General features: G+C 56.1%; 16 protein-coding genes. 12 read left to right on the top strand and 4 right to left on the bottom strand.

The window, feature by feature from the left end:
• Positions 1-63: 63 nt before the first annotated feature.
• Positions 64-1,386 (bottom strand): ATP-binding protein, encoded by a 1,323-nt coding sequence (locus ABI171_RS02280; protein WP_348091001.1) that lies wholly within the window; start codon positions 1,384-1,386, stop codon positions 64-66.
• Positions 1,383-2,039 carry a response regulator transcription factor gene (locus ABI171_RS02275; RefSeq protein ID WP_348091000.1) on the bottom strand — a complete coding sequence of 219 codons (657 nt, stop codon included), beginning with the start codon at positions 2,037-2,039 and terminating at the stop codon, positions 1,383-1,385. The genes ABI171_RS02280 and ABI171_RS02275 overlap by 4 nt, the downstream gene beginning before the upstream one ends.
• 654 nt (positions 2,040-2,693) lie before the next feature.
• Here ABI171_RS02275 and ABI171_RS02270 point away from each other — a divergent pair.
• Positions 2,694-4,043, top strand: coding sequence for an SGNH/GDSL hydrolase family protein (locus tag ABI171_RS02270; RefSeq protein WP_348090999.1), 1,350 nt, complete (start codon positions 2,694-2,696; stop codon positions 4,041-4,043).
• Between the two features lie 58 nt (positions 4,044-4,101).
• On the opposite strand, the gene ABI171_RS02265 is transcribed toward ABI171_RS02270, so the two are convergent.
• Entirely contained in the window at positions 4,102-4,335 is a 234-nt protein-coding gene (locus tag ABI171_RS02265; RefSeq protein ID WP_348090998.1) for a hypothetical protein, read from the bottom strand.
• 126 nt (positions 4,336-4,461) lie between these two features.
• Here ABI171_RS02265 and ABI171_RS02260 point away from each other — a divergent pair, with 126 nt between their 5' ends.
• The 9 genes from ABI171_RS02260 to ABI171_RS02220 all read left to right on the top strand — a co-directional run bounded on the left by ABI171_RS02260 (position 4,462) and on the right by ABI171_RS02220 (position 11,049).
• The gene (locus tag ABI171_RS02260; RefSeq protein WP_348090997.1) at positions 4,462-4,686 is read left to right on the top strand and encodes a VF530 family protein; all 225 of its coding nucleotides are present in this window, start codon (positions 4,462-4,464) and stop codon (positions 4,684-4,686) included.
• 125 nt (positions 4,687-4,811) lie between these two features.
• Complete coding sequence (locus tag ABI171_RS02255; protein WP_348090996.1) at positions 4,812-5,222, top strand: SRPBCC domain-containing protein; 411 nt, start codon at positions 4,812-4,814, stop codon at positions 5,220-5,222.
• Between the two features lie 733 nt (positions 5,223-5,955).
• Positions 5,956-6,819 carry a hypothetical protein gene (locus ABI171_RS02250; RefSeq protein ID WP_348090995.1) on the top strand — a complete coding sequence of 288 codons (864 nt, stop codon included), beginning with the start codon at positions 5,956-5,958 and terminating at the stop codon, positions 6,817-6,819.
• The gene (locus ABI171_RS02245) at positions 6,810-7,223 is read left to right on the top strand and encodes a hypothetical protein (protein ID WP_348090994.1); all 414 of its coding nucleotides are present in this window, start codon (positions 6,810-6,812) and stop codon (positions 7,221-7,223) included. The genes ABI171_RS02250 and ABI171_RS02245 overlap by 10 nt, the downstream gene beginning before the upstream one ends.
• A 159-nt stretch (positions 7,224-7,382) precedes the next feature.
• Positions 7,383-8,330 carry a cupin-like domain-containing protein gene (locus ABI171_RS02240; protein ID WP_348090993.1) on the top strand — a complete coding sequence of 316 codons (948 nt, stop codon included), beginning with the start codon at positions 7,383-7,385 and terminating at the stop codon, positions 8,328-8,330.
• Positions 8,331-8,384: 54 nt separating this feature from the next.
• A complete protein-coding gene (locus tag ABI171_RS02235; protein ID WP_348090992.1) occupies positions 8,385-9,158 on the top strand; it encodes an AraC family transcriptional regulator in 774 nt (257 codons plus the stop codon).
• Between the two features lie 40 nt (positions 9,159-9,198).
• Positions 9,199-9,654 carry an Mpo1-like protein gene (locus ABI171_RS02230; protein WP_348090991.1) on the top strand — a complete coding sequence of 152 codons (456 nt, stop codon included), beginning with the start codon at positions 9,199-9,201 and terminating at the stop codon, positions 9,652-9,654.
• A 23-nt stretch (positions 9,655-9,677) separates the two neighbouring features.
• Entirely contained in the window at positions 9,678-10,706 is a 1,029-nt protein-coding gene (locus ABI171_RS02225) for a 2-dehydropantoate 2-reductase (RefSeq protein ID WP_348090990.1), read from the top strand.
• Positions 10,707-10,812: 106 nt separating this feature from the next.
• Positions 10,813-11,049 carry a hypothetical protein gene (locus tag ABI171_RS02220; RefSeq protein WP_348090989.1) on the top strand — a complete coding sequence of 79 codons (237 nt, stop codon included), beginning with the start codon at positions 10,813-10,815 and terminating at the stop codon, positions 11,047-11,049.
• Positions 11,050-11,478: 429 nt separating this feature from the next.
• Here ABI171_RS02220 and ABI171_RS02215 read toward each other — a convergent pair whose 3' ends face one another.
• Positions 11,479-11,664: a hypothetical protein gene (locus ABI171_RS02215; protein ID WP_348090988.1), complete on the bottom strand. Its 186-nt coding sequence runs from the start codon at positions 11,662-11,664 to the stop codon at positions 11,479-11,481.
• Between the two features lie 292 nt (positions 11,665-11,956).
• Here ABI171_RS02215 and ABI171_RS02210 point away from each other — a divergent pair, with 292 nt between their 5' ends.
• A complete protein-coding gene (locus tag ABI171_RS02210) occupies positions 11,957-12,247 on the top strand; it encodes a PsiF family protein (protein WP_348090987.1) in 291 nt (96 codons plus the stop codon).
• Between the two features lie 157 nt (positions 12,248-12,404).
• Positions 12,405-12,827: a surface-adhesin E family protein gene (locus ABI171_RS02205; protein ID WP_348090986.1), complete on the top strand. Its 423-nt coding sequence runs from the start codon at positions 12,405-12,407 to the stop codon at positions 12,825-12,827.
• Positions 12,828-12,994 lie beyond the last annotated feature (167 nt).

Raw genomic sequence — 12,994 nt, 5'->3', positions numbered from 1 at the left:
ATAAAGCGCGAAAATTAAAGCAAACTTAAAAAATCCAAGGTTCTTGCGAGACAGTCATTGGCTTCAAGCCGGGAAGTACACGCTGGCCAGCAAGCCATGGCCGGTATTGCGCAGGCTGACGCTGGCGCGATGGGCGTCCGCAATCTGCTTGACGATCGCCAGGCCGAGGCCGCTGCCGTGCGACTGCGACTGGCTGCCCGCAGCGCGGTAGAAGCGGTCGAACACGCGTTGCAAATCGGCCTCGGGAATGCCGGGGCCGTGGTCTTCCACCGTGACCGTCACTCCTGCCGCGTCCTGCGCAATCGAGACGTCGATGCTGCTGCCGGCCGCACTGTAGCGCAAGGCATTGTCGATCAGGTTGTTGAGCAGGATGCGCAAGGCGTCGGCGTTGCCGGTGATGCTGGCCTGCATCTCTGAACTGATGCCAAGGTCGACCTGCTGGGCATTGGCGGTCACCGCAAAATTGCTGATGACGCTGTGCACCAGTGCGTTCATGTCGAGCGCGGCATGGGCTTGTTCAAACGCGCCGGGTTCCTGCCGCGCCAGCGTCAGCAATTGCTGCAGCAGGTGGGTGGCGCGGTCCAGTCCTTGCTTGAGGTCGTAGAAGGCCACGTGCCGTTCAGCATCGTCGTTGGCGCGTTCCGCCAGTTGCACCTGCAGGCGCAAGGCGGTAAGCGGTGTGCGCAGCTCATGCGCCGCGTCGGCGACAAAGGCGCGCTGGGCATTGATCGACTGCCCCAGCCGCGCCAGGAGATCGTTCAAGGCCTGCGTCAGCGGCTGGATTTCCTGCGGCAGCTTGGCGTCGGGGATGGCCGACAAGGCGTGCATGTCGCGCGCCTGGACTTCGGCGGCCGCCCGTTTGATCGGCGCCAGGCCGCGGCTGACGGCGATCCAGACCAATATGCCTAATAGCGGAAACAGCAGCAGCAACGGTGTGAAGGTCTTGACCGCCATCTGCGCGGCGATGCGGTTGCGGGCACTTTGCGGCTGCGCGATCTGCACCACGGTATTACCGATCTGTGCGCTGTACACGCGCCACAGGCCGGTGCTCAGGCGGACATTGGTAAAGCCCAGTTCCGCCTGCAACGGCAGAAATTCTTGCGAATGCGAGTGATAAATCACGACGCCGGTATTGTCCCAGATCTGGATCATGATCTGGTCATCCAGCTCAGGCCCGGCGTCGCTGCCGTCGATCATCGGCAAGAACGCCTGGCGCGGCAGCGAGGCGACGATTTTCTGCATCTGGTAGTCGAACAGCGTGTTGGCTTCGCCACGCACCTGGAAATACAGGGCAATCCCGGCCAGCAAGATGCCGGCGCTCAAGCCGGCCGCCAGCCAGCGCAGCAGGCTCCTGCGTATCGACGGCGTCGACGAGGTCCATCTCATTTAGCCACCATGTAACCGATGCCGCGTACATTCTTGATGAAGTTGCTACCAAGTTTTTTGCGCAGTGCGTGGATGTAAACTTCGACCGCGTTACTTTCTATGCTGTCGTCCCAGCCGTACATTTTTTCTTCCAGCTGCGCGCGCGACAGCACGACGCCGGGGCGATCGAGGAAAGCCCGCAGCAAGGCGAATTCCCGTGCCGACAGATTGACTTGCTGGCCGTCCAGCGTGACTTCATGGGTGGCCGGATTGAGCGTCAACTGGCCCAGTTCGACCAGCGGTTCGGCGCGCCCAGAGCGGCGTCGCAACAGGGCGCGGATACGCGCCGCCAGTTCTTCCAGGTCGAAAGGTTTGACCAGGTAATCGTCGGCGCCAGCGTCCAGCCCGGCAACCCGGTCCGATATGGCGTCGCGCGCAGTCAGGATCAGCACCGGAATCTGATTGCCGCCGGCACGCAAGGACTTCAGCACTTCCAGGCCGTTTTTTTTCGGCAGGCCGAGGTCCAGCAGCAATAGCTGATAATCCTCTTGCGCCAGCGCGCTGAGCGCGGCGACGCCGTCCTGCACCCAGTCCACCGCAAAACCGTCCTGCCGCAATCCCTTGCGCACGGCTTCGCCCACCATCAGATCGTCTTCCACCAACAGCAAACGCATAGCTCCAACTCCTCGGGGAAAAAACGCACGGCGCTGATGTTTACAAAATCAGGCTGCCGACAATCGTGACAGTGTAGCCGGATTGAATTAAGCGACTCTTAAAGTCATGTCGGCCTGCCTGGAAATTTTCCGCGCAGTATTCTGAGCATCGATAAAAATCCCATGCAGATCAGTCACTTAGCTGAAACACAGGCATGTTATCAACAGGACTGTCCACAATTTCTGTGGGTAAGTCTGCAACGAGATATTGAACAGTGATGAAAAATCCTTATGAATCATGTACTTATCTTGACAGTTGGGGAGTTATCAACAGGACTGTCCACAATTTCTGTGGGTAACTTCGGAAATGAAAGTTGAGCAGTGATAAAAATCTTATATAAATCAGTCACATAGAAAAATTGAAAGGGAGTTATCAACAATGCTGTCCACAATTTTTGTGGGTAACTTCTGATTAGAGGAAAACATCTTAACGACGCTTAATCCGCCTTAAAAATGTTTCCATATGTCAATATTGCCGCGGGCAGGACACTGATGGTATTTTGTTACCGTCCGCCCATTCCATTCCCGGCTGCCGCCCGTGGTGAATGCGGCGCCTGCCGGGCAATCCTTTTGATGCAAAAGCCTTTAGCAGTAACTACAACAAGGAAACCAGCAATGAAAACACTATTTGTACTTTGTGCTTTGTGTTCGAATATGGCTGTGGCAGAAACAGTATCCCCTGAAGTAAAACCCGATCCCCTTTACACCCATCATTTATCGTCTGCCGGACCGCTCTCCAAGGAACAGCTGCTGAAGCAAAAGCCGAGCCGGAAGCCGGCCACGACCGCACGCAGCATGGCTGCCGGCGCTGTCGCCAATGCCGCCAGCAGCAACACCTATACCTATTTGCGTTGCTGGTACCGCACCAACAGCGATCCGACCAAACCGACCACGACCTACGCCTGGGGTCTGGATCCGTCCAGCGGCGACTATTACCGCATCAACGGCTACTGGTGGGCCGGCGGCGCGCTGAACTGGGAAAACATGTTCTATAGCGATGTCGCCCAAAGCACCTTGCAATCCGTCTGCCAAAGCACGCTGACCGCCAAGGGTATCAGCCAGCCGGTGGCGATGGTGGCCGCCGCCGATAATGCGCTGTCGTTCAACTACACCGTCTGGACCACCGATAGCGTGGCGCAAAGCGGCATCAACAAGATTGTCGCCTTTGGCGACAGCTTGTCCGATACCCAGAATATCTACAACGCCTCGAATTGGAATTTGCCCAACTCCAATAGCTGGTTCCTGGGCCATTTCAGCAACGGCAAGAACTGGGTTGAATATCTGGCCGCCAACCTGCAGCTGCCCTTGTATAACTGGGCGATTGGCGGCGCCGGCGTGACCACCCAGAACCTGGTGATACCTGGCGTGATCCAGCAAGTGCAGTCGTATACGACCTACATGCAGAAGGCGCAGAATTATCAGCCGCAAAACACCTTGTTCACCTTGCTGATCGGCGGCAACGACCTGGTCAATTACAACAGCACGGTCGACCAGGTGATCAGCGGCGAAACCCAGGCCTTGCAAAGCCTGATCCAGTCCGGCGCGCGGAATATCCTGTTGCTGAAACTGCCGGATGTGTCCAAGGCGCCGGTCTTCACCATCAAGACCACGGGAGCGACCGTGGCGGCGCAGGTGATCGATCTGAACAATCGCCTGACTGCACTGGTCGCTTCGCTGCAAGCGCAATACGGCAGCAGCCTGCATATTCAGCTGTACGATACGTATGCCTTGTTCAACGATCTGCTGACCAATCCAGCCAAATACCGGGTCAGCAACACCACCCAGTCCTGCCTCAACATCAATACCGATTCGAGCTTGAATTACCTGAGCACGCAGAGCGCCCGTTCACAGTGCGGCAATCCGGACAGCTTCGTGTTCTGGGATACCTTGCATCCGACCACGCATACGCACAAGTTGCTGGCCGATGCGGTGACGGCATTCTACAAGGCTAACCTGCAGCCTTGATAGCGGCGCCGGCCCGGCAGGTCAGCGCCGGGCCGCGCTCCGATTCAGATATACAGGTTCACATTGCCGCCGGCAGAGACAGTCGGATGTTTCTCCGCCGGCCTTTGTTTTTATCTTCTGCGCCGGCTTGTTGCGTCCCGGATAGTTGCGGCGCCGCGGCCATTTGGCTTAGCCGGCTGATTTCCGTTTCAATCGAGTTGATCTGCAATTGCAAGCCCTTGATCTGCATCTCGGCCAGATTCTCATCGCCCGACCGGGTTGCCGCATGGGCAGCCGAGGAACTGATTTTCATGGCATCCTTTCTGGATAAGTGTCATTCAGTTAACGACAAAATTCCAGAAAACTTTAATACTGTACCCAACGGGGGCCGCGCAAGCGAGGACGTAAAATGTCACCTTGAACGTTGATCGAGAAGCACATGACACAAAATACACAACAACATCTGCATGGCGTCACGCTGGAGGCGATGCTGACTGAACTGGTCGCACATTATGGCTGGGATGGCCTGGGGCAGCGCATCGATATCCGTTGTTTCAAGAGCGACCCCAGCATCAAGTCCAGCCTGACATTTCTGCGCAAGACAGTGTGGGCGCGTGAAAAGGTGGAAGCCTTGTACGTCGGCATGCGACGTGCGATGAAATGAGTTTGCGTAAAATGAGGTAAAGTTTTACCGCGCCATTTGAACCCATGAATTCAAATGCATGATTTGCCGTGGCGCTTTTTCCGTTGTTCCGATGCTTTGCTTACAGCACTGAAGGAAGAGCCGCCATGCGCAATGTGATTTATAAGACAGTGGTCCTGAAGGCGCCTGCCGAAGCACTGTTCGATATGTATGTCGATCCGTTGTTGCACCAGGCGATCACCGGCTTGCCGGTGGTGATCGGGGATCGGGCCGGCGACGAATTCGAGGCGTTCGACGGCGCCCTGAGCGGCGTCATGCTGCAGGTCGCCAAGCCGCGGCTGATCGTCCAGACCTGGCGCTCGCCGGCGTTTACCGACGACGATCCCGATTCGGTCCTGTTTCTGTCGTTTCATCCGCAGGGTGAACAAGGCCGTATCGACCTGGTTCACCTGGATGTTCCCGAGCAGGAGTATGAGGACGTCAAGAAAGGCTGGCGCGAAAAATACTTCGAGCCGTGGCGCGAATTCCTGGCCAATGAATGGTCGGCTACCCGCTAGCGTAGCTGCAGGATTGTTGAAATAGCAGCTTAAAATAACGGCTTAAAGCATCCAGCCCCTAAGTTGCAAGCCTTTAATTTTCGCGGTACGGGGCCTGACTTTGATTGCACCTTTGTACACCGCGCTCGGCTGGACGGTTTCGAACTGCCGTTCCAGACGCGCGGATTTCCCCCTTCGCGGCGTGGCATCCACGCAACCAGAACGATCCTGCCTTGTCATGGTTGCGGGAAGCGATTACCGCGGTGGGCGCGCGTAGCTTGCCAGAGACATGGTATGAACGCGCATGAATCCACAACGAACCGGCCGCCGCCATGCGCGCTGATTGAATGATTGGTCAAATAACAATCCTTGCAACGTTGCTGCATGCAAAATGACTGTCATAAATTTTCGTTTGTAAACCTGTCAAATGTGACAGGTGTGGCAGCGTCCGATTCTTACTAGAATGAGTTGTCTATCGGAGCCTATCCTCTCCTATGTTGATATTTAGCCCGCTGCCGCAAGGTGGCGGGCTTTTTTTATTTGCCGCGATTGCTCATTCGATAGGCAGCCGCGATTCAGGCAACAGAAGCGGCAACGGAAGCGGCAACGGAAGCGGCAACAGAATCCAGCCATTTCATGGCCCCTGCAGAGATTGCGCGTGGAATTACTTGCGCTTAAGATCTGCCATTGTTCCATGCCACCCACCACATCGCCGTATTGTGGCGTGCGGCGGGAGCCGTCACAGGGAAACTGAATGCAAAAAATCCGCTCCATCCTGTCAGTCATGTTGTTGCTGGCCTGCGCGTTGCTGCTTGCCGGCTGCGCCTCATTGTCCACCTCGATCTCGCAGTTTGAAAAAGGCAATTATGTCACTAGTGTCAGATCGACAATTACCTATCTCGATGAGAAATACAAGAAAGCCGGCTACGACGATAGCGACGAAAGAAACGCCATCCGCGAACGTTTCCGGATTATCGAATCCAGTTATGAATCCACCATCAAGAATGTCGCCGATCGCGAATACGACAAGAAAATAGCTGCCTATTCAGCGTTGCTGGAGATCCGGACCCTGCTGGCCAGCCGCAGTTATTACGCCAGATACACCGATTTGCCGGAGCGCTATTCCGAACTCGTATTGCGCGAAAACCTGGCCGGCCAGTACTACCTGAAGGCTGGCGCCGCAGCCGCCGTCAAGAACAACCGCCAGGCCGCCATCGGTTTTGCCGCGGCGTCCGACACCTATCAAAAATATGGCGACTACAAAGACGCCAGGAAGCAAGCCGGCAAATACAAATACGCAGCCGACAACCAGGACGCCGGCGACTACTACCGGCAAGGGCAGGGTCTGGTGGCGCGTAACCAGCAACGCAGCAGGGCCATGTACCGCGACGCCGGCCAGGCTTTCTATAACGCCTATAACGTGTACCGGGACCATGGCGCCTATAAGGATGCCAGACGCTTGCCGACAAATATCGCGCCATGGGCACCGTCGTGCTCCAAATCAGCAGCAACGAACCGAACGGCGACATCACCCGCAGCGTGCTGGGACTGTTCGATCTCGGCTTTACCCGGTTTCAATATGGCGCCGGCGGCAATGCCGACCTGGGCATGTACCTAAACACGTCCTACCTCTACTATCCGCCCAAATACCGGCAGTACGTGGAAGCGGTGAGCGAGAATGTCGAATCCAGGAATCAGGACGGTACGACGGCGGTGCGCACCTACCGTTTCAACCGCAAAGTGGTGGTCGAAGAAAATTCGATGCAAATCACCCTGGACTTGTCGGTCACCCGCGTGCCTAACCTGGACCTGCGTTATAACGAAGTGGCGGAAAGCCGTCGCACCACCATCAGCTATTACGGCGACGTGCCGGAGAGTGGCAAGGGCAGGTATGGCTACCGCACCGAAGGGTATCTGATGGACCGCGACCAGCTCTGGCAAGCCGCACAAGCCCGGCTGATCAATCGCGTGAACAGCGACAACCGGATCCGCATGATCCAGGACGATATCCGGAATTTCTAGGCGTCGGATCATTTCACATCGCAGAAAAACTTCCGGGGAAATTTCTGCCATGCATCCTGCTAAACTACAGGATTGCACAAGCATGGCGGCATGCGGATTGCCTGGGCATGCCGCTTTTCTTTCAGCTTTTTTTAATTTTTCTGATTTTTTTATTTATCCATGACTTCGATTCGCGGCCCATCCTTCCAGTTAGTCGACCAGATCGATGCCGATCAGCTTGCGCGTGACGGTGGCTTTGGCGCGCGTACCCGGCCTTTGCTGGTCAAGGGCGCATTGCGCAACTGGCCGGCGCAGCAGAATTGGTCGTTTGAACAAATGGCGGCGCTGCGCTACAAGGACGGTTCCGAGCCGCAGGTGAAATTCCAGAACGGATTGGTGGAGCAGGGCCAGACCCGGCCCCGGCCGGTGATGCCGGTCAGCCCTTATCTGCAAGGGCTGGCGCAACTGGCCAAGCGTGCCTTGCCGGACGATGTCGGCTTGCTGCCGGACCGCCGCCGCCATCAACTGGCGGCCGGAGAAGAATTTTTTCTCGACTGGGCGCACATGCAGTCGTTCCAGCCTGACCGCATGTATCTGGCGCAGTGGAATATCCTCGACGAATTTCCGGCGCTGCGCCATGATTTTTCGATCAAGGATTTGTGGCCGGGCTGGCGCTGGACCTGGGAGTATGTCTTCATGGGGCCGGCCAACACCGTCACCGGCCTGCATTATGACTTTCCGCATAACTGGTTTTGCCAGGTCCGCGGCAGCAAGGAATTCATACTGTTCCCGCCCGAACAAACACCGCATATGTGCATCTCCGAGAAATTCGACTGGGGTGCGATCCTGAGCGACATCAATATCTCGCGGCTTGACCAGCAACCGGATCAACTCAAGGAATTTGAAAAAACGCTGGGTCTGTATGCGCGAGTGGAAGCGGGCGACGCGCTCTTCATTCCGAAGCGCACCTGGCATGCGGTGGTGTCGCTGGAACCGTCGATCAGCCTGGGTGTGTTTGGCCTGACAGCGCCCGAAGTCTTGTTGGGCGGCGTGCCCAACGAGATCAAGCATCTATTTCACAAAATGCATTTGTACCGATGGGGCAATTGCACCTGCCATAAATTTTAAGATCCTGGCCGAAGTCGCGTCAGCAACCGTGGTTCCCTGCGAGGCAAAGCGACATTGAAGAACGCGCAACGCTCACAGCTGTTTCTTTGGCGCGGCTGTTCCCTGGTGATCGGTCCCGGCATCGACTCCAGATTCCACGCACATTTTGCGACCCAGCTGACCTGGGGCCTGGACGCTCCGTTCCAGGCCCGCCTGGCGCCGGACCTGCCGTGGATCACCACGCGCGCCGCCATCTTTGGCTCCAACCAGCCGCACCAGATTCACTGCGAAGCGAGCTTGCTGGCGCATTTGTTCATCGAGTTGCCGCAGCGTTCACCGGCTGCACACAGCGTACTGGTGGCCGACTATGACAGTGCCGCTGGTTTCGCGGCAGTGCGTGACGGACTCGTGCCGGCCCGGCATGGCGGCCTTGACCTGCAGCAGGCCGGGCAACTGGCGCAAGACTGGCTGGCGTGCACCACGCTGCATGACCGCGCGCGGCCGGGGTTTGATCACCGCATCAGCCAGGCGCTGGCTTCGATTGCGGCACATCCGGTGCAACAGCCGTTGAGCGGCGCCGAGCTGGCCGCCAGCGTGCATTTGTCGGCCAGCCGCTTTACCCATCTGTTTCGCCAGCAGACCGGCCTGTCGCTATCGCGCTACCTGTTGTGGTCGCGCTTGATGGCTGCGGTCGATGCGGTCGCACGCGGCGATAATATGACGCATGCCGCACACGGCGCCGGTTTTGCCGACCTGGCGCATATGAGTCGGACCTTCCGCAATACCTTCGGCGTCGTACCCTCGGAGTTGCAAAAAATGGCGATTGCGTTCAAGCGCGAGGAAAAATGATGGTCTAAGATGGTCGTATACCAAGAACATGGAGACCGTCATGAACCAGAATACCCAGCAATTGGCAGGCCGCACCATCGACACCTTGCTTGCCAAATACTCTGAAAGCCACCTGAACCCGGTCAACGAGGTGATTCATTTCATCTGCGTGCCGGTGATCGTCTTCACGCTATTGGGTTTGCTATGGGCGATCCATCCCTTGGTTGCCGTGGCGGCGGCGTTGGCGTCCCTGCTGCATTATTTTTCCCTGTCGGCGCCACTGGCGATCGGCATGCTGTTGATGTCCGCTGCGATGCTGGCGCTGCTCTACGTTTTACCGTCGCATCTGGTGCTGCCGGTGTCCATCACGGTGTTTGTGATTGCCTGGATAGGGCAGTTTGTCGGGCATAAGATCGAGGGCAAGAAGCCTTCGTTTTTCGATGATTTGCGCTTCTTGCTGATCGGGCCCTTGTTTGTGCTGGGGTTCTTGTACCGCCGTCTGCATATCGCTTATTGATGGCAACGGTTCACGATGGCGCGATGAAAATTGCTGTCTTCGGCGCCGGTTCTATCGGCGTCTATGTCGGCGCTTCGCTGTATGCCGCCGGCGCCGATGTGGTCATGATCGGCCGCGCCGGCATGCATCGGCAAATTGCCAGCCAGGGCGTGCTGCTGAGCGATCTGGCAGGCCGCCGGCAACAACTTGTGGCGCTTGATTTTCCTTATGAAGAAAATCCCTCCGCACTAGCCGATGCGGACCTGATCCTGGTGACCGTCAAGAGCGCCGACAGCACAGCGGCGGCGGCCGCGATTGCGGAATGCGCCAAACCGGGGGCGCTGATCGTCAGTTTGCAGAATGGCTTCGGCAACGCCGATGCCTTGCGTCGCGTCATGACCGGGTGGCAGGTATTGGCGGGCATGGTGCCTTTCAATGTCGTGCAGATGGAGGGCAGCCGCTTTCATCGCGGCAGCGGCGGCGAGCTGATGATCGAGGCATGCCCCGGGTTTGAGCCTTGGCAAGCGATCTTTGACAAGGCGCATTTGCCGATACAGCAGCGCCATGATTTCGCAGCCATCCAGTGGGGCAAGCTGCTGCTGAACCTGAACAACGCGGTGAATGCGCTTTCTGATTTGCCGCTGAAGGAAGAGTTGTCGCAACGCGCTTATCGGGGCTGCCTGGCTTTGCTGATCGAGGAGGCGCTTCAGATTTTACGCGCCGCAGGAATCCGCCCCGCCAAGATCGCCAGGGCTGCCCCGCAATTCCTGCCGGCGCTGCTGCGTCTGCCAGATGCATTGTTCAAGCGGATTGCGGCAGCCATGCTGAAAATCGATCCGGAAGCGCGCTCGTCGATGTGGGAAGACTTGCGGGCGGGGCGCCGGACCGAAGTCGATTACCTGAATGGCGCAATTGTCAGTCTGGCGCAATCGCTGGGCAGGGATGCTCTCGCCAATCGCAATATTGCCGCGCTGATCCATGCCGCCGAGCGTACAGGCTTGCAGTCCTTGTCTGGAGAAGCGCTTTATCTCAACTTGCAATCCCGAAACTTACAATCTGATACGAAACGATAAAGATTTTTTTAGGCGGAGGAACGGAAAGAGCGTAGATTGACTCGAAGTTAAGCCGTCGTCTCAGAGATCCATTTTGTTGATGAAACCATTGCGAAAGGTCCGATATATGAAAAAGCTACTGAGCATACTGACGCTGTTGCTGGCGGTCACCCCTGTAGTTTATGCACAAGACCGGCCCATGGGACTTGAAGGGCATCCGGATGCCAGAAACGACCGTCGCTCGGAATCTTTTTACGACGGCAATCATCGGGCCGCCACACACAGCGTCATGCGTTGCAAGGATGGCGCCATGCGCAAGGCACGCGCCGACGCTTGCCGCGGCCATGATGGCAAACACAAATGACGGCAGGTAGGGGGAGTTCGCTTCAGTTGATAGAAATATTTGTCGCTGATATATGAATATCTAATATCTGTTATCAGGCAAATAAAGCAGACGACAATGCTGCATTGCCATATAGTTACACCTGTCTCCTCCAACACCTCCTAAGGTTTGGATTCAGCCCGCAACCGCAAGGTGAGCGGGCTTTTTTTTTGTCTGTACATAACGGAACCGGACATGCAGTGCCTGTCGCGGGCAGTCGGCGGTAGTAATTGACCCGACCGGAAGCAGTCGTTAAAAGGGCATATGAATCATGGACTTGGATTTTTTACAGCCGAGTTGTCAACAGGCTTGCACACACTTTCTGTGGGTAACTTTGGCGTCGCGCCATACTGTGGGCAATAAAAAACCCCGCAGGCGGCGGGGCTAGTGATATCAAGCAACGAACCTGCTTCAGAAACGCAGGAAAGAACCGCCCATTCTTTTGTAAGGCGCGCTCCAGATTGCCAAGACCTTGTCGAGCAGACCAGGTTGTTGCTTGGCTGGATTTTTGCCGTCGAAATGCGCATCAAGATGTGCTTGCGCTTGCATTGCGCGGGCGATCGAGCGTGCCGACATCGGCAGTGGTGGAGAGATCATATTATTCGCTTTCATTTTATCGTCTATGTTGCAGTGCAGTATAGAGATTTTGAAAAGACTTATCCAATTTCGGTTTCACATAGGAGTCATGCCATTTGTGAATATCATTGTGGAACGACTCCGCAGGCAGTGTGAAAACAGGCTCTTATGCCGAATTCGTCTATGCATATAGCCAACATATTGGCAGACGACAAATTTCGTGCTGTAATGCAGCAAGCCGCATAGCCGCTGCATCCAGCCGGGCGGCGATTTTGCTGGAGACAACCCAACTGTTCGAAACGGAGAGAAAATCATGAAAAAACTGTCAGGTCTGGCATTACTCGCTTGCTGCTTTATCTTTAACCCGGCATTTGCCGAAAATGCACAGCAAAGCAAGATGGCAACGTGCAACAAAGATGCCACCGGCAAAGCTGGCGACGACCGCAAGGCTTTCATGAAAGATTGCCTGAGCACAAAGCCGGCAGCCGCTGCTCCTATGACACAACAAGAAAAAATGAAATCATGTAATGTCGACGCCACCGGTAAAAAGGGTGACGATCGCAAGGTGTTCATGAAGCAATGCCTGTCAAAACAGAAGGCTTAAGCTTGTTCGCAGCAGCGATGTAATGCTGCAACTAAAGAGCCCCGCCGCGTGCGGGGCTTTTTGATTTTCATTTTGTTACCAATTTGCCGCCTCGTGGCGGGAATTAATGTTTACTATGCGAAGTCGAACCCAGCACGTACCTTATAAGGAAAACTACATGAAAAAATTAGCGCTCACCCTTACCCTCGGCCTTGCTTGTGTAGTCGCTAACGCCGCCGACTGGCAATCCGTCGGTTCCAGCGATACCTCGGAGCTGAAGCTGGACCAGGCATCGATCAAGGAAACCAAGGGTATCCGGGAAGCATGGTCAATGTGGAATTTCAAAGAGCCGCGCAAGAACGATGGCGACGCCAAAGTACTGCCAACCTTCCAGTCCTACCAGGATTTCACCCAATACGATTGCAAAGCCAAGACTTTGCGTCTGAGTAAAGAGATTCTGTTTGCAGGACTCGATGGCGCCGGCACCAAGGTAGATCACAGCGATGCTTTGAAAGGCTCGACCTTTGTCAAGCCGGCTGACGGATCGGTGGCAGAAGTGATGATGAATTTCGTCTGCAAATTCGATCTCGCCGCCAAGTAATCACGATAGCGAACAAAAGCGGCAGGCGGATTTCGATCCGCTGAGGGTGTAAATAATTTTGTGTAAACGGTCATTTGGCAGGACACTGCCGCCATCAAGGAGAAACAATGACCGTCGCAACGCGTAACAAACGGGCCAAGCCCGATCCAGAACTGCTGAAACTGGCT

The organism is Collimonas sp. (genome assembly GCF_039923675.1).
GTDB lineage: Bacteria > Pseudomonadota > Gammaproteobacteria > Burkholderiales > Burkholderiaceae_D > Collimonas.
Note: the sequence above shows the minus strand (reverse complement) of the source record. Positions and strands in the feature narration are given on the sequence as shown.